General features: G+C 36.9%; 23 protein-coding genes, 1 tRNA gene and 1 pseudogene. 18 read left to right on the top strand and 7 right to left on the bottom strand.

Translation table 11 applies throughout. The features are described 5' to 3' along the window. Positions 1 to 62 precede the first annotated feature (62 nt). The 8 genes from rlmN to prwr041_RS01295 all read left to right on the top strand — a co-directional run bounded on the left by rlmN (position 63) and on the right by prwr041_RS01295 (position 6622). Positions 63 to 1109, top strand: coding sequence for a 23S rRNA (adenine(2503)-C(2))-methyltransferase RlmN (gene rlmN, locus prwr041_RS01330; RefSeq protein WP_207154537.1), 1047 nt, complete (start codon positions 63 to 65; stop codon positions 1107 to 1109). A gap of 102 nt (positions 1110 to 1211) precedes the next feature. After that, on the top strand, positions 1212 to 2300 hold the full coding sequence (locus prwr041_RS01325) for a PdxA family dehydrogenase (RefSeq protein ID WP_207154536.1): 1089 nt from the start codon (positions 1212 to 1214) through the stop codon (positions 2298 to 2300). Beyond that, positions 2297 to 3301 (top strand): lysylphosphatidylglycerol synthase transmembrane domain-containing protein, encoded by a 1005-nt coding sequence (locus tag prwr041_RS01320; RefSeq protein WP_207154535.1) that lies wholly within the window; start codon positions 2297 to 2299, stop codon positions 3299 to 3301. The genes prwr041_RS01325 and prwr041_RS01320 overlap by 4 nt, the downstream gene beginning before the upstream one ends. A 54-nt stretch (positions 3302 to 3355) precedes the next feature. Beyond that, a complete protein-coding gene (locus tag prwr041_RS01315; protein ID WP_207154534.1) occupies positions 3356 to 4621 on the top strand; it encodes a sigma-54 interaction domain-containing protein in 1266 nt (421 codons plus the stop codon). Between the two features lie 85 nt (positions 4622 to 4706). Continuing rightward, positions 4707 to 5231, top strand: a complete 525-nt coding sequence (locus prwr041_RS01310; RefSeq protein ID WP_207155546.1) for an LptE family protein — start codon at positions 4707 to 4709, stop codon at positions 5229 to 5231. Positions 5232 to 5234: 3 nt separating this feature from the next. After that, positions 5235 to 6068 carry a tetratricopeptide repeat protein gene (locus tag prwr041_RS01305; protein ID WP_207154533.1) on the top strand — a complete coding sequence of 278 codons (834 nt, stop codon included), beginning with the start codon at positions 5235 to 5237 and terminating at the stop codon, positions 6066 to 6068. Between the two features lie 4 nt (positions 6069 to 6072). Further along, positions 6073 to 6453: a preprotein translocase subunit SecG gene (gene secG, locus prwr041_RS01300; protein WP_207154532.1), complete on the top strand. Its 381-nt coding sequence runs from the start codon at positions 6073 to 6075 to the stop codon at positions 6451 to 6453. A gap of 95 nt (positions 6454 to 6548) precedes the next feature. Further along, a tRNA-His gene (locus tag prwr041_RS01295) sits at positions 6549 to 6622 on the top strand. 249 nt (positions 6623 to 6871) lie between these two features. On the opposite strand, the gene prwr041_RS01290 is transcribed toward prwr041_RS01295, so the two are convergent. Together prwr041_RS01290 and prwr041_RS01285 are read right to left on the bottom strand one after the other, a co-directional pair. Then, positions 6872 to 7396, bottom strand: a complete 525-nt coding sequence (locus tag prwr041_RS01290; protein ID WP_207154531.1) for a ferritin — start codon at positions 7394 to 7396, stop codon at positions 6872 to 6874. Positions 7397 to 7950: 554 nt separating this feature from the next. After that, a complete protein-coding gene (locus tag prwr041_RS01285; RefSeq protein WP_207154530.1) occupies positions 7951 to 8586 on the bottom strand; it encodes an NAD(P)H-dependent oxidoreductase in 636 nt (211 codons plus the stop codon). Between the two features lie 1318 nt (positions 8587 to 9904). On the opposite strand from prwr041_RS01285, the gene prwr041_RS01280 reads away from it, so the two are divergent. Both prwr041_RS01280 and prwr041_RS01275 read left to right on the top strand, forming a co-directional pair. Continuing rightward, positions 9905 to 10375, top strand: a complete 471-nt coding sequence (locus tag prwr041_RS01280; protein ID WP_207154529.1) for a helix-turn-helix domain-containing protein — start codon at positions 9905 to 9907, stop codon at positions 10373 to 10375. 66 nt (positions 10376 to 10441) lie between these two features. Beyond that, positions 10442 to 11527 carry an AAA family ATPase gene (locus prwr041_RS01275; protein ID WP_207154528.1) on the top strand — a complete coding sequence of 362 codons (1086 nt, stop codon included), beginning with the start codon at positions 10442 to 10444 and terminating at the stop codon, positions 11525 to 11527. Between the two features lie 44 nt (positions 11528 to 11571). Here the strand turns inward: prwr041_RS01275 and yfcE are convergent, their stop codons facing one another. Genes yfcE through pflB form a run of 3 tightly spaced genes read right to left on the bottom strand, consistent with a single transcriptional unit; the run spans position 11572 to position 15101 of the window. After that, positions 11572 to 12111, bottom strand: a complete 540-nt coding sequence (gene yfcE, locus prwr041_RS01270; RefSeq protein WP_207154527.1) for a phosphodiesterase — start codon at positions 12109 to 12111, stop codon at positions 11572 to 11574. A gap of 3 nt (positions 12112 to 12114) precedes the next feature. After that, positions 12115 to 12852: a pyruvate formate-lyase-activating protein gene (gene pflA / locus prwr041_RS01265; protein ID WP_207154526.1), complete on the bottom strand. Its 738-nt coding sequence runs from the start codon at positions 12850 to 12852 to the stop codon at positions 12115 to 12117. Between the two features lie 2 nt (positions 12853 to 12854). Further along, positions 12855 to 15101 (bottom strand): formate C-acetyltransferase, encoded by a 2247-nt coding sequence (pflB, locus tag prwr041_RS01260; RefSeq protein ID WP_207154525.1) that lies wholly within the window; start codon positions 15099 to 15101, stop codon positions 12855 to 12857. Between the two features lie 351 nt (positions 15102 to 15452). Between pflB and prwr041_RS01255 the strand changes: the two genes are divergently transcribed. After that, positions 15453 to 17672: an anaerobic ribonucleoside triphosphate reductase gene (locus prwr041_RS01255; protein WP_207154524.1), complete on the top strand. Its 2220-nt coding sequence runs from the start codon at positions 15453 to 15455 to the stop codon at positions 17670 to 17672. A gap of 48 nt (positions 17673 to 17720) precedes the next feature. Continuing rightward, entirely contained in the window at positions 17721 to 18224 is a 504-nt protein-coding gene (gene nrdG, locus prwr041_RS01250; RefSeq protein WP_207154523.1) for an anaerobic ribonucleoside-triphosphate reductase activating protein, read from the top strand. A 250-nt stretch (positions 18225 to 18474) separates the two neighbouring features. On the opposite strand, the pseudogene prwr041_RS13755 reads toward nrdG, so the two are convergent. Both prwr041_RS13755 and prwr041_RS01245 read right to left on the bottom strand, forming a co-directional pair. Beyond that, a pseudogene (locus prwr041_RS13755) lies at positions 18475 to 18623 on the bottom strand (ZIP family metal transporter); the annotation flags it as partial. Positions 18624 to 18647: 24 nt separating this feature from the next. Next, positions 18648 to 19097 carry a type I restriction enzyme HsdR N-terminal domain-containing protein gene (locus tag prwr041_RS01245; RefSeq protein ID WP_207154522.1) on the bottom strand — a complete coding sequence of 150 codons (450 nt, stop codon included), beginning with the start codon at positions 19095 to 19097 and terminating at the stop codon, positions 18648 to 18650. A 44-nt stretch (positions 19098 to 19141) separates the two neighbouring features. Here prwr041_RS01245 and holA point away from each other — a divergent pair, with 44 nt between their 5' ends. From holA to aroC, 6 genes are all read left to right on the top strand, one after another. Next, on the top strand, positions 19142 to 20176 hold the full coding sequence (gene holA / locus prwr041_RS01240) for a DNA polymerase III subunit delta (protein WP_207154521.1): 1035 nt from the start codon (positions 19142 to 19144) through the stop codon (positions 20174 to 20176). A 772-nt stretch (positions 20177 to 20948) separates the two neighbouring features. Beyond that, on the top strand, positions 20949 to 21416 hold the full coding sequence (locus prwr041_RS01235) for a helix-turn-helix domain-containing protein (protein ID WP_207154520.1): 468 nt from the start codon (positions 20949 to 20951) through the stop codon (positions 21414 to 21416). 213 nt (positions 21417 to 21629) lie between these two features. Continuing rightward, entirely contained in the window at positions 21630 to 22406 is a 777-nt protein-coding gene (locus prwr041_RS01230) for a dihydroorotate dehydrogenase electron transfer subunit (RefSeq protein WP_207154519.1), read from the top strand. After that, complete coding sequence (locus tag prwr041_RS01225; RefSeq protein ID WP_207154518.1) at positions 22394 to 23305, top strand: dihydroorotate dehydrogenase; 912 nt, start codon at positions 22394 to 22396, stop codon at positions 23303 to 23305. Before prwr041_RS01230 ends, prwr041_RS01225 begins: the two co-directional genes overlap by 13 nt. 75 nt (positions 23306 to 23380) lie before the next feature. Continuing rightward, the gene (locus tag prwr041_RS01220) at positions 23381 to 23971 is read left to right on the top strand and encodes an FKBP-type peptidyl-prolyl cis-trans isomerase (RefSeq protein WP_207154517.1); all 591 of its coding nucleotides are present in this window, start codon (positions 23381 to 23383) and stop codon (positions 23969 to 23971) included. Positions 23972 to 24035: 64 nt separating this feature from the next. After that, positions 24036 to 25112 (top strand): chorismate synthase, encoded by a 1077-nt coding sequence (gene aroC, locus prwr041_RS01215; RefSeq protein ID WP_207154516.1) that lies wholly within the window; start codon positions 24036 to 24038, stop codon positions 25110 to 25112. The last annotated feature ends 132 nt before the right edge of the window (positions 25113 to 25244 follow it).

The following is a 25244-nucleotide window of genomic DNA, read 5'->3' as shown; positions in this document are numbered from 1 at the left end:
GAATAATAAATAAAAACTTTGTTTTATTTTGCTTTTCCAGTCGTTTACACTATCTTTGCACTATGAATTCTTTAAAGAGATCACTTCTAGGCTTGACCTTAACAGAACTTAAGGCTGTCGCGAAAGAACTTGGTATGCCTGCCTTTACTGGTGGGCAAATGGCAAAATGGATATATGAGCATCATGTAAAGTCTATTGACGAGATGACAAATATATCTAAAGGTAACCGTATAAAACTCGAAGAAAAATATACTATTGGATGTGCTGAACCTACTGATGCACAGCACTCTAAAGATGGAACTATAAAATATCTTTTTCCTACTGATAATGGAAAATTTGTTGAGTCAGTGTACATTCCTGATAATGACAGAGCTACATTATGCGTCTCGTCACAGGTAGGCTGCAAAATGAACTGTATGTTCTGTCAGACAGGTAAACAGGGATTTGAAGGCAATCTTGACGTAAAAGATATACTTAATCAGATTTATTCACTACCAGAGTCTGACAAACTCACAAATATTGTATTCATGGGACAAGGAGAGCCTATGGATAATCTTGATAACGTGCTGCGTGCTACCGAAATACTTACTGCTGATTATGGTTGGGCTTGGAGTCCAAAGAGAATCACAGTAAGCAGTGTTGGTGTGAAAAACAAGTTGCAGAGATTTATAGAGGAAAGCGAATGTCATTTGGCTATAAGTCTGCATACTGCTATTCCAGAACAACGTGCTGAATTGATGCCTGCCCAAAAGGGTATGGGTATTGAGGAAATAGTAGAACTTTTAAAGAACTACGATTTCAGTCATCAGCGCCGTTTATCTTTTGAGTATATCGTTTTTGGTGGTGTTAATGACTCAACAACTCACGCACGTGAAATTGTTAAGTTGCTGAAGGGACTTAACTGCCGTATAAACTTGATTAGATTCCACAAGATTCCAAACATCCCGTTGCATAGCGCAGAAGAGAAGAAAATGGAAGAATTCCGTGATTATCTCACTAACCATGGATTGTTTACAACAATACGTGCCAGTCGTGGCCAAGACATATTTGCCGCTTGTGGTCTGTTGTCTACCTCAAAAAAGAACGGAAATACAATAAATGAAGAATAGGAATAACTATGCGAGTATTCCATATTGGATCCTTAAATCAACGATAAGACAAATCTACTCAATGAGTTGAAGACTATATTGGGTTCTTTAAATAACAAAAAAATGGAAAATAAAAAAAATCGTGTGGCTATTACACATGGAGATACCAATGGTATCGGATATGAGCTTATTTTTAAAACCTTTGCAGAGCCGGAAATATTGGAACTATGCACTCCAATTATATACGGTTCTCCAAAAATAGCAGCTTATCATAGAAAAGCGCTTGATATTCAAGCTAATTTCAGTATCATTAATGATGCCAGCGAAGCTGTTGACGGACGAGTAAACTTGTTGACATGTTATGATGATGACATCAAGGTTGAACTCGGCACTCCAACAGAAGAAAGTGGTCTTGCTGCTATCAAGGCTCTAGACCGTGCGATGACGGATTTCCGTGACGGAGCATACGATGTCCTAGTAAACTGTCCTGTAGACAATACCAATATTAATGTTGAGGGCTATAAATTCCATGGTATAAGCAAATATATTGAGACATGCTTGGGAGATGGCGAAAAGTCAATGTCTGTATATCTCAATGACACGATGCGAATGGTTGTAGCCACAGAAGGCGTATCTATCAAGGATGTGCCTGAATCTTTAAGTAAGGATTTTATTAAGGAAAAAGCCACAAAGCTATTCAAGTCAATATGCAGAGACTTCAATGTGTCTTCTCCTCGTGTAGCAATATTATCTCTTAATCCAGGACAACTAAGCAAAGAGGAAAATGAAATTTTAATTCCAGCTATAGACGAGCTTGCAGAAGCTGGTATACAGACTTTTGGTCCTTATTCTTCAGAGACATTCTTCGGGAATGGATATTATGGAGATTTCGATGGAGTTATAGCGATGTATTATGATCAGGGTATTCCTGCTTTTAAGGCAATATCTACTGATGGCATTGTGAAGTTTGATGCAGGACTAAAGATCGTATCTGTAACTCCAGACTGTGGAACAGAATTTGACATTGCGGGAAAAGGTGTAGCTGACGAGGCTGCTTTCCGTAACTCAATATATACTGCTATAGACATATTCCGCAATCGTGCGAATTATGATGATCCTATGCACAATCCGCTTCAGAAGCTTTATCATGAGAAGCATGATGATGGAGATAAAATAAGATTTTCAATTCCAAAGAAAAGAGAAAACAGATGAAAAAGAAATATCAAAACATATTTTTTATATTCGGTTTTGTCGTTCTCTTGATAATGGTTACGCAGCTTGATTTCCACCAAGTGTGGAATGGACTGCGTCATGCCGGATATTGGTTTATAGCTGTTCTTGCTCTGTGGTTGTTTCTTTATTTGTTCAACACGTCAGCATGGTATATTATAATAAATTCACAGGAAACTAAACCTGAACATAAACATATAAGGTTTAGTTGGCTATATAAAATTACACTTTCTGGATTTGCATTAAATTACGCAACTCCAGGAGGACTAATGGGCGGAGAGCCTTATCGAATAATGACACTTGCTCCAAAGATTGGAGCAGAGAGAGCTTCTTCATCTGTGATATTGTATGCGATGACGCATATATTTAGCCATCTTTGGTTTTGGTTTCTTTCAATATTCCTATTTGTCTTAACGCAAAGTGTAACACTCTTTATGGCTATGCTTTTAGTTCTTATAGGTGTTCTTTGTCTTTTGGGAATTTGGTTCTTTATGTCTGGTTACCGTAAGGGACTTGCAAACCGTATGGTTAATTTTATGCGGCACATACCATTTATGAAGAAATGGGCTGAGAAATTTGTAGAAAGTCATAAGGAACAACTCGATACTATAGATCTGCAAATAGCATCGCTACACAAACAGAATCCAAAGGTCTTTGTTTCGGCAGTATTATTGGAACTCGCATGTAGGGTGCTCTCAGCATTAGAGGTGTATTTTATTCTTCTTGTGCTAATACCTGATGTAAGTTATTTGCAATGTATCCTCATATTAGCTTTTACAAGTTTGTTTGCTAATCTTCTGTTTTTTATCCCTCTTCAATTGGGGGGACGTGAGGGAGGATTCCTTATGGCAACAACAGGACTTGGTATATCTGCAAGTGCGGGTATCTTCGTAGCCTTGTTAGTACGCTTGCGTGAGCTCATTTGGACGGGTATAGGACTATTAATGATAAAATTGGATAATACAAAGCCTAAAGACTCATAAAAATCTGCCAAAATTGCAGTATTTAAGAATATATTATGTAATTTTGTCATCTATATGAATACATCAGAACTGCAAAAAATAAAACAGCGCTATAACATCGTAGGTAACTGTGATGCACTTAACAGAGCTTTAGATGTCGCCCTTCAGGTGTCACCTACAGACCTTTCTGTGCTCATTGTAGGAGAAAGTGGTGTAGGAAAAGAAATCATTCCACACGTCATCCACGACAATTCTCCACGCCGAAGAGAAAAATATTTCGCGATCAACTGTGGTTCTATACCTGAAGGTACTATTGACAGCGAACTATTCGGACACGAGAAAGGATCTTTTACTGGTGCTATAGGTGAAAGTGACGGTTATTTCGGAACCGCCAATAAGGGTACTATATTTCTTGATGAAGTGGGAGAGTTGCCACTTGCAACACAGGCACGCTTGTTGCGTGTGCTCGAAACAGGTGAGTATATTCGTGTAGGCGGACAAAAGATTATAAAGACTGATGTGCGCATAGTTGCTGCTACTAATGTTAATATGCAGAAAGCTATCAGTGAAGGTCGCTTCCGTGAAGACTTATACTATCGTTTGAACACTATTCCAATACAGGTTCCGCCATTGCGTGACCGTGGTAATGATATCATACTACTTTTCCGCCTTTTTGCTATGCAGATGGCAGACAAATATCATTTGCCTAAGATCACACTTGACGATGACGCAAAAGAGATATTGCTTAAATACAAGTGGCCGGGAAACGTACGCCAACTGAAGAATATCACAGAGCAGATGTCTGTATTGAGTGAACAGCGTGAGATAAGCGCAGAGCAGCTATTGCAGTTTATTCCTCAGGATGCAGAAAGCACACAACTCGCTACAATAAACAAGCCTGGTGAGCATTCTTACGAGACAGAACGTGAGATTCTATATAAGATACTATACGAACTACGTGGAAACGTAAGTGACCTGAGACGCGATATGAATAGTCTGCGTAAGCAGTTGGATGAAGAGCGTGCTTTATCGGGTGCTCAAAGCTTCCAAGGAAGACAATTCCCTGTAGCTGCAGAACGACAGCCTATAGTGGCACCAGATGATGCACAACAATACTCTATATTGAATCCTAATTTGGAAAGTGCTTCTGCCGCCTATGATGCTATTGCTGAAGAAATTAATGATACAGCAAGCCTCAATCTAAATGATCTTGGACGCCAAATGGTAGAAAAGGCTTTGGAACGTAATGGTGGCAACAGAAAGAAAGCTGCTCAGGAATTAGGTATTTCTGATCGCACACTTTATAGAAGAATAAAACAATACGGACTTGAGAAGGAATAATATTCCGAACTTGTAAACCTCATTAGGAACAGTGAATTCGCTGAAAGAAATGAAAAGAAATATTATATATAGTAAATTGAAGAATATGGTATCTGCAAGATGGCACATAACTATGTTGCTATCTTTCTGCATTGTTGTAATGCTATTGTCGTCATGCAGCATCAGCTACAAATTTAACGGTGCAAGTATAGACTACACAAAGACTAAAACAATACAGATTTCTGATTTCCCTATACGCTCAAGTTATGTATGGGGACCAATGGCACCACTGTTCAACAATACGTTAAAAGACGAATTTGCTAATCACACTCATCTTGCTCAAGTAAAGCGTAACGGTGATATGAAGATAGAAGGTGAGATAACACAATACGCCCAAAGAAACAAATCCGTATCTAGTCAAGGTTACTCTGCACAGACGGAATTATCTATGACTGTAAACGTGAGATTTACTAATAATGCAAATCATAGTAATGATTTTGAAAAGCAGTTTACTGCTACATCAACATACGAAACAACAAAAAATCTTAACTCTGTTCAGGAAGAACTTGTAACTCAAATGGTGAAAGACCTTTCAGATCAGATATTTAATGCAACAGTAGCCAATTGGTAATCTATGGACCTAAAACGCCTTATACAACATCCGGAATATATGGACAAGGAGACCCTTTACGATCTCCGAAGTCTTATTGCGCTCCATCCATACTATCAGACTGCACGCATCCTATTATTACAAAATCTGTATATACTGCATGATCCGTCTTTTGACGAAGAGTTGAGACGTACTGCAATATGTATCAGTGACCGCCGTGTGATTTTCAATATGATTGAGGCTGCACATTATAAATATAGGAATGAGCAAAGGTTTGAGGCTAAAGCAAAAGAAGACGAGAAAGATAATGGTGATCGCACGACTACTCTCATAGATAGCTTCTTGGGTTCGATTCCAAAAAATTCAGATTCTGAAAGTCCAAAGGAAAAGAGAAAGCCTACACTCGCTGACGCAGCCATTGATTATGTTTCATATCTTCTTGAGATAGAAGATGAAGATAATAAACAGGAAACTGTTGCTGAAAATGACGTAAAGACTATTGCTGCAGACTGTTCAAATGGTGACAGAACTACTGACCTCATCAATAGTTTCATTGAAGACGGAGGTTTTAATCTGAAGGAAGAGACAAACCTATCTGAAGGTTATCAGACATATGACTTGCCAACTTCTGATAATACAACTCAGAAAGAAGCAGAAAAACAGGACGAGGACAGGGATAGCGATGAATGCTTTTTCACAGAAACATTAGCAAGAATTTATATAAAACAAGGTCGTTACGAAAAGGCTTTGGAAATAATTAAGCGTTTAAATTTGAATATTCCAAAAAAAAATGCTTACTTTGCAGACCAAATACGTTTCTTAGAGAAATTGATAATAAATAATAAAAATAAAAAATAAGGAAATGATTTACACATTATTCGTAAGTTTGATAGTACTTGCAGCTATATTCATGGTGCTTGTAGTACTTATCCAAGAATCTAAAGGTGGTGGTTTGGCATCAAACTTTTCATCTTCTAATGCCATTATGGGTGTCCGCAAAACTACAGATGTTGTAGAAAAAGCGACATGGGCTTTGGCCATTGCAATGGTTGTACTTAGTGTAGCATGCGCTTATGTAGCACCACAAGCAACAACAGAGCAAAGCGTTATGGAAAACAGCGCAACTCAAAATCAGACAACAAATCCAACAAATACACAAGGCTTTGGTGCAAGCCAGCAGGCAGCACCTGCTGGTGCGCAGACTCCTGTAGCTCCGAAAGCACCTGTTGGACCTGCTAAATAAATTTTATAAAAAAGTAAGAGAAAAATTTGGCAGTAACATTTTTTTCTCTTACCTTTGCACCCGCTAAACAACAATAGCGAAGTACTTTTAAAATGGTGGACGTAGTTCAGTTGGTTAGAGCGTCAGATTGTGGTTCTGAATGTCGTGGGTTCGAACCCCACCGCCCACCCAGAAAGCTAAGTAGTTTTACTACTTAGCTTTTTTTGTTTTTATGGCGTTTATAATTGACTTTATGTTGATGATTTCATCAGTTAAAGTTGCAACGAAAAAGAGAAAACATCAATTACACAATGTGTATTACAAAAAAAAAATGCTAAGCCTCATTTCTTTTTAGAATCAAGACCTAGTATTTTGTTTAACTTCTTTTATTGGAATAAAAGAAAAGTATCATTGAATTTTTCAAAAGCGCTTTATATTTCTATAAGACGGAGTTTGCTAATGGAGCAGCTAGTGTGTAGGTTCTTGTAGCAAGTTCTTTATCAAGCATATAAATACCGAAACCATTATCTTTAATCATATCCAGTTTGTCAATAATATCACGTGCATTGTCTTCTTCTTCTACTTGCTCGTCAATGAACCATTGTAGAAGGCTTTCTGTAGCATAATCATTATTAGCCTTCGCTAAAGATACGAGATTATTGATTTTAGCTGTAATATCCTGCTCGTGTTTTAAAGTACTCTCAAAGAGTTCATGTACAGATTTCCATTCTTTAGGAACAGCATCCAAACCTTCTAGTTCTACTCTACCATCACGACGGATAATATAATTGAACAAAATTTTAGCATGGTCCTGTTCTTCCTTAAACTGGACTTCAAACCAACTACCCATACCAGTGTAGCGAATGGAATGACAATAAGCAGCCATAGATAGGTATAAATAAGCTGACCACATCTCTACATTGACTTGCTCATTAAGAGCTTTTTCAATTTCTTTATTCAACATAAAATTCCTCCTAATTTATTTATATTATTGTTATTAACAATTTTGAAATTGACCGTCATCGCATCTGGCAACTCATATTATTGCCTCGAGTGAAACTATTTCAGTCAAAGATATATATAAAACACATACCTTATTTAAAATCATTACATAATTAGATGTTTTTAACAGTTTTTCGATTTAAAATAGGTATACTAACTGTTCTTGCCAATTACAATACAAATAATACATTAATCTATCAAGGATGTGGGGGCAGATTTATAAAAGGATACACTGATTATTCCTTCAAGATGCTATTGGAGATTTGTGCGAGATCGTAAGATTGAGGCGCACATGAATGTAGCTTTTAAATTTAATGAAATCATAATTAACTGATATAAATACTCGCAGATTTCATTTCGTAATACAGTTGTATAAGTATTGATTGGATATAAAGATTATAGGGATGTGCCTTGAAATGGCGCATCCCTATAATAATGTATCTCATCAAAGAGAAATATATTTGTGACACTGTTTTATTACAATAACCACAATGCTTGAAATATATTAAAAAGAATCTACTTACATTCTATATCAAAATTCTCTTTTGGTACTCTGACTTTCTTCATGCTTGCCAGCCAATCATTTGCGGTATCTCTATAGCCAATAGCCATTAATACAACACTTCTTAGTCCTTTTGATCTTAAATCCAAGAGTTCATCTAAAGCATCATTGTCAAAACCTTCCATCGGAGTGCTGTCTACTTTCAATTCAGCTGCCTGTGCTAAAGCTATTCCTAAGCCAATGTAAGCCTGTCTGGCTGTGTGTGCAAAATTCTCTTCAGGAGTCTGTTTAAGATATAGAGCTTTGAGTTTATTGGTATAAGAATTAAATCTACCTCTTGGCAATCCTCTTTGGTCTGTGATATAATTGTAAATATTATCTATCCTTTCTTCAGTGTACTTATCCCAGGCAACAAAAACCAAAAGATGAGAGCATTGAGCTATATTGTGTTGATCCATAGCAATGGGAACTATTTTTTCTTTCAGTTCCTGATCGCTAATATCAATTACTCTAAATTGCTGCAAACCTGAAGAGGTAGGAGCTAGACGTGCAGCTTCTATGATTTTGTTGATATCCGTTTGATCTACTTTCTTTGTAGAGTCATATGCCTTAGTTGCATATCTCCATTTTAAATTATCTAATAGTGCCATATATGTATTTGTTTATTTGTTAAATGACAAAGTTATATAACTTTTTTGAAACGACAAGATATTTATAATATAATTTATCATAAAGTGTCTACTTAAAATGATTAATATTTAATGTGATGTATTATAAAATAAAAGTTTAAAACTAGGATCTCTCTCTGACGATTTGAATTTTGTACATTTAGGCTGTCTTCTTTGCGTTTTTGGGCGTTTTTTAGCTACGGAGCTATGGCAGTCTCGCAAAACCTATAAACAGAGGGCTTGATAATACGTAGCTAGGTCAATTTAGCTTCGATGAGCTACGTTATCTATTTCTGTATATATAATGTACGTACATACACGCGCGCACTTAGAAGTTTTGAAAATATAAGTGTCGACGTGTCAACTTAATGAATATCAATATTTTATCGACCAATTTGATTGATATAAGGTGACGGTGGTATGATGGTAAAATATCGAGTTTTGAATGCGTTTCTATATAGAAACGCAACTAGTTCCATATAGAAACGCATTGCGTTTTGCGAAGTTTTACCTCCTAATGCTTCGTAAAGCGCAATGCATTCCTTCGTAAAACGCACCGTAAAACATCGTAAAACGCATCGCGATACTTTGTAAAGGGCAATTCTATACGATAAAAATTATCACCTAAATTTTACCGACAAACAACCGATACTTAATTCTACTCAAAAATAGTTCTAACAAGTTGATCCTCAAATGATAGACACTTTGACGCTTGTTTTTCAGAAAAATCCAGAGTGTGCGTGCGCGTATTTATAGTGTGTAGCACCAGTAATAAAAACTTTGGCTAACAGCCCAAATGTGATTTCATTGCATGAATAAAAATCTTGAAGTATCTTTGCCGAGAATTCAGTGGAATTCGGCAGAACATTTAAATAAGTTTGAAAATTCTGTTCTCGTTTACTGTATCTATCTTCACATCCCCAGTTCCTCAGATACAGCTAACGGTTCTTTGACAAATTTACTCGTAGAATATATTCCATCATTAAACGACACAAGTTGACGTAGCTAAATCCTGCAAACTACGTTTCGTTATGCCTAATGTTTATGGGCTTTTCGAGAGATGCCGTAGCTTCTTTTTGTATATCATCATGACAGGTTTTTAGACTGTTTGTGCTGCATATTAGTATGTGAGTATAATGGCTTACTATTTTTTTGTTTTTTTTCAATAATAGTGTCTTTAATCTTTCTTTGTCTGACAATCTTTTAGTAATTTTGCATCGCTTTTAAATTTATTTAGTGACTGGAATAGTCGCAGTTGATGTCAGAATAACAATTTGAATGTATATATATATAAAGTGAGATGGCGAAATACAATATTAAGGAAAAGTCGGAGAAAAGAGCAAATTATCGTAGTTTTATGAATCCTAGTGTGAAAGATGAATTACAGGAGAAAATTCGTGTGAAAATTATCCTTGAGGAAAAGTATAAGGACAAAGATTATAGCGCAAAGAAATTGGCTGAGGATTTAGGTACTAACGTAAGATATATTTCTGCGGTATGCGCTGAACGTTTCTATATGAGCTATTGCGAATTGGTGAATTATTATCGTATTAATGAGTCAATGACAATGCTAACAGACCGAAGATATGCAAAAATGAGAGTAGAGGATATCAGTGAAATGGTAGGATTTTCAAATCGTCAGAGCTTTTATGTGGCTTTTTATCGCTTGCGCGGAATGACTCCACGTCAATATAAAATGCAATATATCAGAAATCATCCTGAATTATTGAGAGAACTCGCAGTGAAAAGCCACCAACGCAAAACAGCATAAAAAATTTTGTGTAATCGAGATTTTTAGAGTAACTTTGCTTGCTCAATTGTACTCAATAAAACAAGTATGAAAGATATTAAGAAAATAGTTCTTACAGGTGGACCTTGCGCTGGCAAGACCACCGCACTGGTGAAGGTTATAGAGCATTTCTCAAGTTTAGGATATAAGGTATTCACTATTCCTGAGGTGCCTACAATGTTCAGTCAGTCAGGAATGGACTATCTTACGGATAATAAAGATTTCTTTTACGAGGGCGAAAAAGCTACTCTGGAAGTTCAGCTTGAGCTAGAAGATAAATTCCAGCTTATTGCAGAACAGTGCACGGAACCATCCATGATTATTTGTGATCGCGGGGCTATGGATATTTCTGCCTATATGAAACCAGAAACATGGGAGAAAATAACCGCTTCTGTTGGCACGAGTACCAGTATGTTGAGAGATCATCGCTATGATGCGGTATTGCATTTGGTCTCAGCCGCTGATGGAGCAGAGAAGTATTATACGACCACTAATAACAAACAGCGCACAGAAGGGCTTACGTTAGCTCGTGAGCTTGATAAAAAGGTTATTAACGCATGGACAGGACATCCGCATTTGCGCGTGATAAACAACCATGAGGATTTCAATAACAAGCTGCACCGTGTGCTGAATGAAATTTCAAATGTGCTTGGCATTCCTCAGCCTATTGTTGAAGAAAGAAAGTATATTGTGGAATTGACTGGTGAAATACCTGGTGTTATAGAAAGTGAGATTACACAGACTTATCTGGTTGCTGAACCTGGATGCGAAGTTCGTTTGCGCCGTCGTGGATGGCAGGGTAAGTATGTTTATGTGCATACAACAAAAAGGCGAATCTCTGACACAGAAAAGCTAGAGACTGAACGTCCTATCAATAATAACCTTTATGTGTCACTGTTACAGCAGGCAGATCCTTACAGAAGCACAATAAGTAAGGTGAGAAAGAGTTTCATTTGGAAGGGACAGTATTTTGAGCTTGATAATTATTTCAAGCCTGTGAAGAATTTGATGATTCTTGAAACCAAAGGTATTGCTGAACAGGAAAGTGTTAATTTTCCTCCTTTTATAAAAGTGATAAAGGATATTACCGGAAATTCAAAATATTACAATTATAATATAGCTCTAAAAGGATAATAATTGTAAATAATTATCCTTTGATGCTAATTTAGATATTCCATTTAGATCGCAAACTGTTTGATAAGCTTGCCATTTAGATGGAATATTTTTATTGTTCCATTTTCATATATGGCAAGAGTAGGAGGGTTGCCACCTTTGGGGAATGTGACAGAACCTGTATTACAAATCGTAGTGCTACTAATCTTGCAAAGTTCCCATAAATGTGTGTGACCATATATAATAGCGTCAAAATTACCTTTCGGTAAGTTTTCCTTATTGTATATGTGTCCGTGTGTGAGAAATAATTTATGACCTTCGTCAACAATCATAGCATAGTCGCTCATTATTGGGAAATCGAGTAGCATCTGATCTACTTCTGAATCACAATTGCCCCTTACTGCGATAATCTTGTCTGCCATAGAATTAAGACATTCAGCAATGCCTTTCGGGTCTATTCCTTCGGGTATTTCGTTTCTTGGACCATAATTTAATATATCGCCCATTATGCATATCATATCGCAATGCTGTGAATCGAATAGTTTCAAAGCTTCCTTTAATGCTGGAAGCGAACCATGAATGTCTGAAATCAACAAATACTTCATATACTATAGTTCTAGTCCTTTCATCAGAATAGCGTTGGCTTTGTCTATACTTTTTTTAGAAGGAGATTCAACGCCTTTCAATGGGTATGCAATGTTTAATTTTTCGTATTTAAAAGTTCCGAGAGTATGATAGGGCAGAATCTCAACACGTTCAACGTTCTTCAACGTCTTGATAAAGGAATTTAACTGCATCAGATATTCTTTGTTGTCAGTTATTCCAGGAATGAGTACATGGCGAATCCATACTTTTTTGCCAGTATCACTAAGATATTTAGCGCAGTCAAGGATATTGGCGTTGCCGTGATGAGTTAGTTTACGGTGCTCGCTGTCGTTGATGTGCTTGATGTCAAGTAATATCGTATCAGTGTATTTCATCAGCTTCTCAAACTTGCTGAAATATGGCTCATTTCTTGTGAAAGGCTGTGCAGACGTGTCAAGGCATGTGTTGATACCTCTTTGTTTGGCTTTGCTGAAAAGTTCAATTAGAAAGTCTATTTGAAGTAATGCTTCTCCGCCACTTACTGTAATGCCTCCCTCGTCACCCCAATATGACTTATATCTTTCAGCCTTGTCTAGAAGTTCGTCAGCAGAGTATTCCTGTCCCTTACCAATTTCCCAAGTATCAGGATTGTGGCAGAACAGGCATCTCATAGGACATCCCTGCAAAAAGATAATAAAACGAATCCCCGGCCCGTCAACCGAGCCGAAGGATTCTATAGAGTGAACGTTTGCTTTTGTCATATTTAAAGAGTCTCGTGAGCTTGACGTGCGATAACATCCAATTGCTGTTCGCGCGTAAGGTCAATAAACTTAACTGCATATCCGCTGACACGAATTGTGAAGTTCTGATATTCTTCTTTTTCAGGATGCTCCATGGCATCTTTCAGTTTATCAACACCGAATACGTTGACATTAAGATGATGTGCACCCTGGTTGAAGTAGCCATCCATAACATTAACCAATGTGTTGGCACGTTCTTCATCATCATGTCCTAGAGCACCAGGATTTATTGTTTGTGTATTTGAAATACCGTCAAGGGCATATTCATAAGGAAGTTTTGCAACAGAGTTTAATGATGCCAATAAACCGTTTTTCTCAGCTCCGTATGAAGGATTTGCACCTGGGGCAAGTGGTGTACCAGCAGCACGACCGTCAGGCATAGCACCAGTGTATTTACCATATACTACATTTGAAGTAATGGTAAGGATACTTGTTGTAGGTTCTGAATTACGATATGTGTGACATTTCTTGATCTTGTTCATGAATGTCTTGAGCAACCATACAGCGATGTCGTCTGCACGCTCATCATCGTTACCATAACGTGGGAAGTCGCCGATAGTTTTAAATTCGACAGGGAATCCAGTCTCGTCACGAACGATATTAACTTTAGCGTACTTGATAGCACAGATAGAATCAACAACATGGCTGAAGCCTGCTATACCTGTAGCAAATGTACGTCGTACATCTGTATCGATAAGAGCCATTTCTTCTGCTTCGTAGAAGTACTTGTCGTGCATGTAGTGAATTAGATTCAGAGTCTTTACATATACGCTAGCCAACCATTCCATCATCGCATCAAAGCGAGGCTCAAACTCTTCGTATGTAACTTCGTCGCCAGTGATAGGGCGGAATGCTGGTCCACATTGCTCATGTGACTTGGCATCTACACCACCGTTAATAGCATAAAGAAGTGCTTTAGCAAGATTTGCACGTGCTCCGAAGAGCTGCATTTCTTTACCAGTCTGTGTTGCACTTACGCAACAGCATATAGAATAGTCATCACCCCAAATAGGACGCATGATGTCATCGTTCTCATATTGTATAGAACTAGTAGCGACAGATATCATTGCGGCATACTTCTTGAATCCATCAGGAAGGCGCTTACTATACAATACGGTGAGGTTTGGTTCTGGTGAAGGACCCATATTCTCAAGAGTATGCAAGAAGCGGAAATCATTCTTTGTAACCATAGAACGACCGTCCTGACCTATACCACCAACCTCTAGAGTAGCCCAAACTGGGTCGCCACTAAATAATTGGTTGTATGAAGGGATACGTGCAAACTTAACCATTCTGAATTTCATTACCAAATGGTCGATAAGTTCTTGTGCATCATCTTCAGTAAGATTGCCTTCGTTAATGTCACGAGTCATATAGATATCAAGGAATGTAGAAACTCTACCAACAGACATTGCTGCTCCGTTCTGAGTCTTTATAGCTCCTAGATAACCAAAATACAACCACTGTACAGCTTCACGTGCATTTGCTGCTGGTATAGAAATGTCGAAACCATAGCTGGCAGCCATTTCCTTAAGTCCCTTGAGAGCCTTAATCTGCATCGAAACTTCTTCGCGAAGACGAATGACATCGTCGATCATTTCGCGGTCGCCCATGTTCTCTAGGTCATTTTTCTTTTCCTGAATAAGAAAATCAATACCATAAAGTGCTACGCGACGATAATCACCTACTATACGACCACGTCCGTATGTGTCTGGAAGACCTGTTAGGATATGGTTGTGGCGTACCACCTTCATTTCGTTTGTATAAGCGTCGAAAACTCCGTCGTTGTGAGTTTTTGCGTATTTAGTGAATATTTCGTGAAGCTTATCTGCTGGTTGGTATCCATAAGTTGTGCAGGCTTGTTCTGCCATCTTTATACCTCCATAAGGCATAAATGCGCGCTTTAATGGCTTGTCAGTTTGTAAACCAACTATTTTTTCTAATTCTTTAGTATTTTCTCCAATGTAACCAGGTCCATAAGCGGTAAGACTTGAAACAATTTCTGTTTCCATATCAAGAACGCCCCCTTTGGCCCTTTCTTCTTTTTGTAGATTTTTGAGTATGCCCCAGAGTTCTTCTGTTGCTTTTGTTGGCTTAGCAAGAAAATTCTCGTCACCATCATAGCTTGTGTAGTTGTTCTGAATAAAATCTCGTACGTCAACTTCAGATTTCCATTTGTTACCTTTAAAACCTCTCCATTCAGTTCTCATAATAGCGTGGGTTAAATTTAATATTAATTAATCTTATATATTTTGCGTGCAAAGGTAATACTATTATTTCGATATACTGGTAACAAATGTTACCATTGATATCACAAAAATAGTTAAATGGTTGGTGCAAAAACGTAAATAGTTACATGTTAAATAGTTATGAAAATTATCATAAAAGAAAATTTGTAATAACTGTAATTCTGGTGAAGTTTCCAAAAAATATTTATAAATAACTGATTATCATATACTTAACTTTTATTAACTCGTAAAAAGTTATCAAAAAAGAATAACTTAATGATATAAACACTATCTTTGTGGAAGAATTTTAAATGATTTAATCACTTGTTAATAATGATACAGACAGTAGTAAAAAGAGATGGAAGGGTCGTAGGCTTTAATGAGCAAAAGATTATGGCCGCAATCCGCAAAGCAATGCTTCATACCGAAAAGGGTGAAGACGATGAACTAATACAGAAAATCACTGATCACATTTCTTTTAAGGGAAAGGACCAGATGACTGTTGAGAATATACAGGATTCTGTGGAAATGGAACTAATGAAGAGTGCGCGTAAAGATGTAGCTCAGAGATACATCGCTTATCGAAATCAGCGCAGTATTGCAAGAAAGGCGAAGACGCGTGATGTCTTTATGGAAATTGTCAACATAAAGAATAATGAGGTGACGCGTGAAAATGCTAACATGAATGCGGATACCCCAGCAGGAATGATGATGAAGTTCGCTTCGGAAACAACAAAACCATTTGTTGATGATTATTTGTTGTCTGAGGATGTAAGAGATGCCGTGAAGCATAATTACATACATATTCATGATAAAGATTATTACCCGACAAAGAGTCTTACTTGTGTTCAGCATCCTTTGGATAATATACTTGAACATGGATTTGTTGCTGGTCATGGTTCTTCGCGTCCCGCAAAGCGTATTGAGACAGCAGCCGTACTTGCTTGTATATCTCTTGAAACATGCCAGAATGAAATGCATGGTGGACAGGCTATTCCTGCTTTTGATTTTTATCTAGCTCCTTATGTTAGATCTTCATTTATAGAGGAAGTTAAGAATCTAGAAAAACTTACTGGCAAAGATTTGTCCATATTGTATAATAAGGACGTAGAAGATTACATTGAAAAGACTCTTGATGGTCTTGAGGGGGATGAGCGTTTGTGCCAGCATGCAATCAATAAAACTGTGAATCGTGTGCATCAGGCTATGGAAGCTTTTATCCATAATATGAATACTATTCACAGCCGTGGTGGAAATCAGGTTGTATTTTCTTCAATAAATTATGGAACAGATACGTCTGCTGAAGGTCGTTGTGTAATGCGCGAATTGCTGAAGTCTACTTACGAGGGAGTAGGTAATGGCGAGACAGCTATATTCCCAATACAGATCTGGAAGAAGAAACGTGGCGTAAACTATCTGCCAGAAGATAGAAATTATGATATTTATAAATTGGCTTGCAAGGTTACCGCACGTCGTTTCTTCCCTAATTTTCTGAATTTAGATGCAACGTTTAATCAGAATGATAAGTGGAATGCAGATGATCCTGAACGTTATAAATGGGAAATTGCAACTATGGGATGTCGTACACGTGTGTTTGAAAACCGCTTCGGACCTAAGACTAGTATTGCTCGCGGCAACTTGAGTTTCACTACTGTTAATATCGTGAAGTTGGCAATAGAATGCATGGGTATTGAGGATAAGAATGAGCGTATAAAGGTATTCTTTGATAAGTTGAAAAATATCCTTGATATTACTGCGAAGCAGCTTGATGAGCGTTTTCAGTTTCAGAAGACAGCTTTTGTTAAGCAATTCCCTTTGCTGATGACAAAACTTTGGATAGATTGTGATAAGTTGAATCCTGATGATACAATAGAAAAGGTAATAAATCAAGGTACGCTGGGTATCGGATTTATTGGTTTGGCTGAGTGTCTGAAAGCTCTTGTAGGTAAGCATCATGGCGAAAGTGATGAGGCTCAGGACTTAGGAGTTAAGATTATTACTTTCATGCGTGATAGCGCGAATGATTACTCAGAACATTATCAGCATAATTACAGTATTCTCGCAACTCCGGCAGAAGGTCTTTCTGGTCGTTTTACAAAATATGATAGAAAGGAATTTGGTGTAATTGATGGTATAACAGATCGTGAATACTATACTAACTCAAACCATGTACCTGTATATTATAAATGTTCTGCAATGCATAAGGCTCAGATAGAGGCTCCTTATCATAATCTTACACGTGGTGGGCACATCTTCTATGTAGAAATAGACGGTGATGCAACACATAATCCAGATGTAATATCTAGTGTGGTAGATATGATGGATAAGTATGATATGGGATATGGCAGTGTAAACCATAATCGTAACCGTTGTATGGATTGTGGCTATGAAAATGCAGATTCAGAACTTGAAGTATGCCCTAAGTGTGGGAGTACTAATATTGATAAGCTGCAAAGAATTACAGGTTATCTTGTTGGTACAACAGATCGTTGGAATCATGCCAAGTTGGCTGAACTTAACGATCGAGTAACACATGTAAATTCAAACAAATAATTTTCTTTATAGCATCCCTCCTCAATAAGAGGAGGGATTTTTTCGATTATGATTAGTATATTGGATATTGTTCATGACACAATGGTTGACGGGCCAGGTTTTCGTACATCAATTTATTGTGCTGGTTGCCCTAACGCTTGTGTTGGTTGCCATAATCCTCAGTCATGGGATGTCAACAACGGTAAGATGATGACAACAAAAGAAATAATGGATGTTATAAAAGAAGATCCGTTTGCTAATGTTACGTTTTCTGGCGGTGATCCTATGTTTCAGCCTGTAGGATTTGCTGAGCTTGCCGATGTAATACGTATTGAAACATCAAAGACAATATGGTGCTTTACGGGTTTTAAGTTTGAAACCTTAATTAAAAATCATGCCCAGAAGTCTTTGCTTGAAAAAATAGACGTTTTGGTTGATGGACCTTTTGTGCAGAAATTGAGAGATACAGACTTGATATTTCGTGGAAGCAGTAACCAGCGTATTATTGATGTCAAAGCCTCTTTGAAGAATGGGGAAGTTGTATTGCTTGATTATAATCCAACTAGATTGTAATTAAGCAATGCACTGCTTGATTTTTTAATAAAGCTATTAGATTAATATTGCATCCAGAATCATCATGATGGTAAAACCGATTGTTGGCATATTGCTGTGCGGATCTTCTGATGCTTCTGGATTTTATTATTAAGAACCACATAAATTATATCACCTGTTGTAAAGCTTAATAAATATGGTCGTATAGGAGGCATAAAAGATGATATAAGTATTAAAAGTATTCCACTAATAATTTCTAAGATTCTGCTCATATAGAAGCGGCTATCATAACACCTGATGCAAATTCAAGTAACATCTTCTTCATTGTTGAAGGCATTTTATCTTTCATGAAAAACACAAATGCTGAACCTAAAGTGGTTCCTTAAATGGTATTAATAAAGCGAATATAATTCCTTCTATAGCGTATCTTTTAATTGATTTTTGTCAGATATTTTTATAGTCAGGGATATCCTTTAAAAATAAATATTTTTTACTTGCATAATCCATTTTGCAGCAATAGTGTTGTAGTCCGTTAGTGACTATAAGATAGTCTACGTGGAGCAACATATTGTATACTGTAATTTGGTCAAATACCTTTTGGGTTATGCTTATGTTGGGTGCCTTATATTCTATAATAATCCTAGGTTTCAACTCTGTTGAGTATAATACGCTATCGGCTCTGAGTTTTTTCTCACCAACTTTTAGGTTTACTTCGTTTGCTAGTAAGCTAAGGGGATAACCTTTATGCTCAATCATGAAGTGTATAAAATGTTGGCGAACCCATTCTTCAGGAGTAAGCGAAACATATTTTCGACGGAGAACATCGAAAATCGCAGGCTTATCTGGAGTTCCCGATAACTTTATTTCGTAATCTGGTAGGTTTAATGGAATCATTTTGCTATTTTTGCAAAGATAAACAAAATAATTTAAATAGAAAGATGCCTGAAAGAAAAAATACAGGAGTGTCATATGAAACGGTTATGCGTGATCTTAATGCGCGTAAGTTTTCACCTATTTATATATTAATGGGAGAAGAATCATATTACATTGATAAGATTTCTGAATTTATTGCTGAAAATGTACTTAAGCCAGAGGAAAAAGATTTCAATCAAAGTATTGTGTTTGGTGCAGATATAAGTGCTGCCCAAATTGTCGATTCGGCAAAAGGTTTTCCGATGATGTCTGAATATAGAGTGTTGATTGTTAAAGAGTCGCAGAATTTGAAGAATACAGAACCTTTAGAAAAGTATTTCAAAAATCCCGCAAAATCAACCATCTTAGTATTCTGTCACAAAAATGGCAGTATTGACAAAAGAAAGAAAATTATTCCGGCAGCACTTGAAGGGGGAGCCGTTGTTTTTGAAAGTAAGAAATTATATGATCGTGAACTTCCTGGTTTCATAGAATCATATTTGAAAAAAAATAGCGCTACAATTGATTCAAAAACAGCTCAGGTAATTGCTGAACATGTTGGAGCAGATCTTAACAGATTAACTTCAGAGTTAGACAAAGTTCTAATATCACTTTCAGATTCTGATAGGAGAGTAACAGCAGATGTTGTTGAAAAAGAAATTGGAGTTAGTAAAGAGTTTAATACTTTTGAACTTAGAAATGCGATTGTAAGAAGAGATGTTTTCAAGGCAAATCAGATAATAAAATATTTTGACAGTAATCCTAAAGCTGGTTCACTCTTCTCAATTCTCCCGTTGCTCTTTTCATATTTCGAAAATTTGATGATAGCATATTATTCTCCAAATAAGATGAACGAAAATGCTGTTGCAGAATACTTGGAATTAAGAAATGGATGGGCCGCCAAAGACTATGTCGCAGGTATGAGAAATTACTCTGGAATGAAAACGATGCAGATAATTTCTAAGATAAGAGAAATAGATGCCAAAAGTAAAGGGTTAGATAACCCTAATACTAGTGCAGGAGACCTGATGAAAGAGCTTATTTTCTTCATTTTGCACTAAAAATAGTCTATTTTTTGCTAATTTTGAGCTAGATTGAGTGCCCTTCAGGGGCACTTTTTTTGTACCTAAACCATTATAAACAAGCCGTTTAACTTGATTTTACCCCCTTCAAAATTCGCGTATTTTTAAATATTCGGGCGCTCGTTCAGATAATCAAAATTTTGCTGTTTTTTAGTTGTTTTGCTTTCTGATAATTTAGCATTAACATTAGTTACGGTTTACTTTTTTAAAGTTTACGTTTTGATAATTAATAATAGTAAATTGTATTTGTATTTATGAATCAAAATTTACTATATGATATACGTTTGCACATTACTATGTTTAGGTATGCAAATGTAAATGTTTAGGTTCTAAATTCTATACGAATAAATATACCTTACTGATATACAACTCATAACTTACTGTAAATCAGCATTATATATAAAATAACCCTTGTAAATATCCTAATATATCACTATTTTAAAAATCAGAAGTGAATATATGCTCTTTCAGCGCTTTACAATCAACAATTAACTATATTAGAACTAATTAGTTAGCTTTTTCTTCTAAAGAAAGGCTTTGTGGCACTTTACGACTCTAAATTTGCATTTGTAATCCTAAACTATAGGCTTTTGCGTTTTTATATTTTCATTTGTGAAGTTTTAAAATCAAAACCTAACATTTAGTATGTTAAATATACTATACAAATGTTGTTTGTTTCGATTTTTTGTTTTACTTTTGTAAAGTCAACGAAAAAAGGCATAAACTAGCCCTTTTCTATAAATACACACTTATGAAAGATAGAATAAAGATGATCATGGAGAGTCAACACATGACTCAGCAGACCTTCGCTCAGTTCATTCAAATGTCACCTGCTTCACTGAGTAGTATTTTTAATGGTAGAACCAAACCTACCCTCACGATTGTTGAGGCTATAAAAAATAAGATCCCTTCATTATCTTTGGAATGGCTTTTATCAGGTACTGGACCTATGTATATGGACCAAGTTTCGACATCTGATGTTATTGACAATAATGAGTCTTTACCATCTCAAGATGGTATTATTGATTTCGACTCACAACAAAATGGTCCTACTCTATCTCTTTTTGAACAACCAAATATGCAGAGTGTAAATAGTACACCAATAAATAAGACTAAAACTGAAGTTAAAATAATTGACAAACCACAGCGAAAGATATCAGAGATAAGAGTGTTCTACGATGATAAGACATGGGAGACTTTCGTTCCTCAAAAAGGTTAGATAGCTATGGTGAATGCAACTTTTATTGTATCAGATAATATAAGTTGCATTGGCTAATTAATGCCAGCCTATTTTATTCCGTATTAGGCTTTGCACTACTTTCGATTATTATATAGTTTGCACCTAAACAATAAAATTTAAAAAAACCTTTTTTATTTTGTATTGTGTTCAGCTTGCACTACCTTTGCATAAACATTATTGCAAAAAGCAAAGATGAAAAAATACGTTCTAGACCTTACTGTTAAATCTGTAGAGGCTCTGAGTGCTAAGCATGTTCTTATTAAGCTTACTTCTGAAGAGACTTTACCAGAGATGGCACCGGGACAATTTGTGGAAGTTCGTGTTGACAATTCGCCGTCAACATATCTTCGCCGTCCCATTTCAATAAACTTAGTTGATTATAATCTTAACGAATTATGGCTGCTTGTTGCCATGATTGGTGACGGAACTCGCCAATTAGGAAAACTTCATGCTGGTGATAAGTTAAATTGCCTTTTCCCTTTGGGCAATGGATTTACTATGCCTGTTGACAAAAGCGAGAAGATTTTGCTTGTTGGAGGTGGCGTTGGTATTGCTCCTTTGTTACATTTTGGCTGCGAAATACGAAGAATGGGTGGTCAGCCAACTTTCTTGTTGGGAGCAAGAAGTAAGTCTGATTTGCTTGAATTGGAATATTTTGAAAAGATTGGTCGTGTCTTTGTTACAACTGAGGATGGAAGTCTTGGTGAACAAGGATTTGTGACTAATCATTCAATATTGCAGAATGAAAAGTTTTCTCGAATAAGTACTTGTGGTCCTAAACCTATGATGGTAAGTGTTGCAAGATATGCGATGTCAAATGGCATTGATTGTGAGGCTTCACTTGAAAATAATATGGCATGTGGTGTTGGTGCTTGTTTGTGTTGTGTAGAGAAGACTACTGAAGGGCATGTATGTGTATGTCAAGAAGGTCCAGTGTTAAATATTAAGAAACTATTATGGCAGATCTAAATGTAAAGATAAATGACCTTGTATTGAAGAATCCTGTAATGACTGCTTCGGGAACTTTTGGTTATGGAATTGAATTTGCTGATTTAGTTCCTTTGGATGAACTGGGTGGAATTATAGTAAAAGGTACAACGCTACATGCGCGTGAAGGAAATGATTATCCTCGTATGGCAGAAACCGCTAGTGGAATGCTTAATTGTGTTGGATTGCAGAATAAGGGAGTAGACTATTTTTGTGACCATATATATCCTCAGATTAAGGATATAAATACGAATATGATAGTTAATGTAAGTGGAAATGATCCTGAATCTTATGCTGAATGTGCCGCACGCATTGATGCCCTAGATAGTATCCCAGCTATAGAATTGAATATCAGTTGTCCAAATGTAAAGCATGGAGGAATGTCTTTCGGTGTAACTTGTGATGGTGCTGCTAGCGTAGTCAAGGCAGTTCGCAAAGCATATCATAAAACTCTTATTGTAAAGCTATCGCCAAATGTCACAGACATAACATCAATCGCCCGCACCTGTGAGGAAGAGGGCGCAGATGCCGTTTCCTTGATAAATACGCTTATGGGAATGGCTGTGGATATAGAAAAGCGTGAACCAATGCTTAGCATACGTACAGGTGGATTAAGTGGTCCTGCTGTTAAGCCTGTTGCACTAAGAATGGTTTACGATGTTGCTCATGCAGTAAACATACCCGTAGTTGGGCTTGGTGGTATCAGCAACACCAGCGACGCAATAGAATTTTTGATGTGTGGTGCTACAGCTATAGAAATAGGTACATCCAACTTCGTAGATCCTACTGTAACCATTAATGTAATAAATGGTATAAATGAGTGGCTAGACTCACATGGCTGCAAGAGTATAAACGAGATTATTGGTGCAATTAAAGATTAATAATATTGATGCTTATCGGGTTTTTCAATTAAAAATATTATCTTTGCACAAGTTAAATTATATAATAAGGTAATAATGGACAATAACCAAAACAAGTACATCGCCGTTTCATATATGTTGTATGACGTGACTGATGGCAAGCAGGAACTGATTGAGCAGACTAGCGAAGATCGTCCTTTCGATTTCCTAAGTGGCTTCGGTTTCACTCTTCCTGCATTTGAAGAGGCTGTAGTTAATTTAAAAAGTGGTGAAGATTTTGAGCTTATGCTCACTCCAGATCAGGCTTATGGTGAACATATCGAAGAGCATGTGCTGGACTTGGACAAGCAGATATTTTCTATCAACGGAAAGTTTGATTCAGAACATATTGTGGTAGACGCTGTCGTTCCTTTGCAGAATGAAGACGGAAATCGTTTCAATGGACATATTCTTGAAATTACGGACGATAAGGTTAAGGTTGACCTTAATCATCCTTTGGCAGGAAAGGCTCTAAAGTTTGTCGGCAGTATAAAAGAGAATCGTGATGCTACAAATGATGAAATAGGACAATATATGAACATGGTCAATGGAAACGATGGCTGTGGTGGCTGTAATGGTTGCGAAGGCGATTGTGAAGGTGGTTGTGGAGATGATAAGAAAGATGGCGGCTGTTGTGGTTGTCATTAAATAAATAATAAAGAGCGCTTCATTTTTTATGGAGCGCCTTTTCTGTTTTTTAAAACTAACCATTATGAGAAATAGTTTCGGCAATATATTTACTCTTACTACGTTTGGCGAAAGTCATGGAATGGCTGTCGGAGGCGTGGTTGATGGTATGCCTGCTGGCGTTGATATTGATTTAGACTTCATACAGAATGAACTCAATCGCAGACGTCCTGGACAGAGTAAAATTACAACAAGTAGAAATGAACCTGATAAGGTCGAGATTTTTAGTGGAGTCTTTGAGGGTAAGTCTACAGGTACGCCAATAGGATTTGCTGTTTATAATACTAATCAGCATTCTAACGATTATAACAACATGCGTGGTCTTTTTCGTCCATCACATGCTGATTTTGGATACTTCAGCAAGTATGGCATAAGAGATCATCGTGGAGGAGGACGTTCTTCTGCGCGTATAACTATAGCACGTTGTGTCGGGGGTGCCTTGGCCAAATTAGCTTTGCGTAAATTGAATATTGATATCAAGGCATATACATCGCAAGTCGGAACTATTGAATTGGATAGAGATTATACCAAGTATGACCTTAATGCTATTGAGGATAACATCGTGCGTTGTCCTGATTCAGATAAGGCTAAACAAATGGAAAAACTTATTTCTGACGTAAAGGCTGATGGAGACACTATTGGTGGAGTCATCGCATGCGTAATTAAGGGATGCCCTGTAGGGTTAGGTGAGCCAGAGTTTAGTAAGTTGCATGCCCAGTTGGGATCTGCAATGTTGGGAATAAACGCTGTAAAAGGATTTGAGTATGGCGAGGGATTCCATGGAGTGGCTGCTCGTGGCAGCCAACAGAACGATGTTTTTACAAGTTCTGATGGAACTATAACAATGAAATCAAATCATAGCGGAGGTGTTCAGGGGGGAATAAGCAATGGACAGGATATATATTTCCGTGTCGCTTTCAAACCAGTAGCAACTCTGTTAATGAAACAAAATACAGTGGATATCAATGGTGAATCCACAACAATAACAGCTCGTGGGCGGCATGATCCATGTGTGCTTCCAAGAGCAGTACCTATTGTCGAGGCTATGGCAGCCATGGTAATTTTAGATAATTACCTTATTAATAAGACAATACATATATAGGTAACAAAAGCTTGTTGACCAAATATTATACTTGTTGAGGATAAATCGTGTAGGTTTATCCTCAATTTCTATATATAAAGGTATGTATTATTATACTTTTCGCTACAAAACGGCAAATTACTATAGAAATGA

Origin of the sequence: Prevotella herbatica (assembly GCF_017347605.1) — a bacterium.
GTDB lineage: Bacteria > Bacteroidota > Bacteroidia > Bacteroidales > Bacteroidaceae > Prevotella > Prevotella herbatica.
Note: the sequence above shows the minus strand (reverse complement) of the source record. Positions and strands in the feature narration are given on the sequence as shown.

What these genes read in the sequence shown, in the direction of transcription:
- prwr041_RS01285 (WP_207154530.1), bottom strand. Translation starts at nt 8,586, where the DNA reads ATGGCACTATTAGATAATTTAAAATGGAGATATGCAACTAAGGCATAT.
- prwr041_RS01235 (WP_207154520.1), top strand. Translation starts at nt 20,949, where the DNA reads ATGAAAGATAGAATAAAGATGATCATGGAGAGTCAACACATGACTCAG.
- prwr041_RS01245 (WP_207154522.1), bottom strand. Translation starts at nt 19,097, where the DNA reads ATGATTCCATTAAACCTACCAGATTACGAAATAAAGTTATCGGGAACT.
- yfcE (WP_207154527.1), bottom strand. Translation starts at nt 12,111, where the DNA reads ATGAAGTATTTGTTGATTTCAGACATTCATGGTTCGCTTCCAGCATTA.
- prwr041_RS01325 (WP_207154536.1), top strand. Translation starts at nt 1,212, where the DNA reads ATGGAAAATAAAAAAAATCGTGTGGCTATTACACATGGAGATACCAAT.
- prwr041_RS01275 (WP_207154528.1), top strand. Translation starts at nt 10,442, where the DNA reads ATGAAAGATATTAAGAAAATAGTTCTTACAGGTGGACCTTGCGCTGGC.
- prwr041_RS01280 (WP_207154529.1), top strand. Translation starts at nt 9,905, where the DNA reads ATGGCGAAATACAATATTAAGGAAAAGTCGGAGAAAAGAGCAAATTAT.
- secG (WP_207154532.1), top strand. Translation starts at nt 6,073, where the DNA reads ATGATTTACACATTATTCGTAAGTTTGATAGTACTTGCAGCTATATTC.
- prwr041_RS01320 (WP_207154535.1), top strand. Translation starts at nt 2,297, where the DNA reads ATGAAAAAGAAATATCAAAACATATTTTTTATATTCGGTTTTGTCGTT.
- aroC (WP_207154516.1), top strand. Translation starts at nt 24,036, where the DNA reads ATGAGAAATAGTTTCGGCAATATATTTACTCTTACTACGTTTGGCGAA.
- holA (WP_207154521.1), top strand. Translation starts at nt 19,142, where the DNA reads ATGCCTGAAAGAAAAAATACAGGAGTGTCATATGAAACGGTTATGCGT.
- prwr041_RS01225 (WP_207154518.1), top strand. Translation starts at nt 22,394, where the DNA reads ATGGCAGATCTAAATGTAAAGATAAATGACCTTGTATTGAAGAATCCT.
- prwr041_RS01290 (WP_207154531.1), bottom strand. Translation starts at nt 7,396, where the DNA reads ATGTTGAATAAAGAAATTGAAAAAGCTCTTAATGAGCAAGTCAATGTA.
- rlmN (WP_207154537.1), top strand. Translation starts at nt 63, where the DNA reads ATGAATTCTTTAAAGAGATCACTTCTAGGCTTGACCTTAACAGAACTT.
- prwr041_RS01310 (WP_207155546.1), top strand. Translation starts at nt 4,707, where the DNA reads ATGGTATCTGCAAGATGGCACATAACTATGTTGCTATCTTTCTGCATT.
- prwr041_RS01230 (WP_207154519.1), top strand. Translation starts at nt 21,630, where the DNA reads ATGAAAAAATACGTTCTAGACCTTACTGTTAAATCTGTAGAGGCTCTG.
- prwr041_RS01305 (WP_207154533.1), top strand. Translation starts at nt 5,235, where the DNA reads ATGGACCTAAAACGCCTTATACAACATCCGGAATATATGGACAAGGAG.
- nrdG (WP_207154523.1), top strand. Translation starts at nt 17,721, where the DNA reads ATGATTAGTATATTGGATATTGTTCATGACACAATGGTTGACGGGCCA.
- prwr041_RS01255 (WP_207154524.1), top strand. Translation starts at nt 15,453, where the DNA reads ATGATACAGACAGTAGTAAAAAGAGATGGAAGGGTCGTAGGCTTTAAT.
- pflA (WP_207154526.1), bottom strand. Translation starts at nt 12,852, where the DNA reads ATGACAAAAGCAAACGTTCACTCTATAGAATCCTTCGGCTCGGTTGAC.
- prwr041_RS01220 (WP_207154517.1), top strand. Translation starts at nt 23,381, where the DNA reads ATGGACAATAACCAAAACAAGTACATCGCCGTTTCATATATGTTGTAT.
- prwr041_RS01315 (WP_207154534.1), top strand. Translation starts at nt 3,356, where the DNA reads ATGAATACATCAGAACTGCAAAAAATAAAACAGCGCTATAACATCGTA.
- pflB (WP_207154525.1), bottom strand. Translation starts at nt 15,101, where the DNA reads ATGAGAACTGAATGGAGAGGTTTTAAAGGTAACAAATGGAAATCTGAA.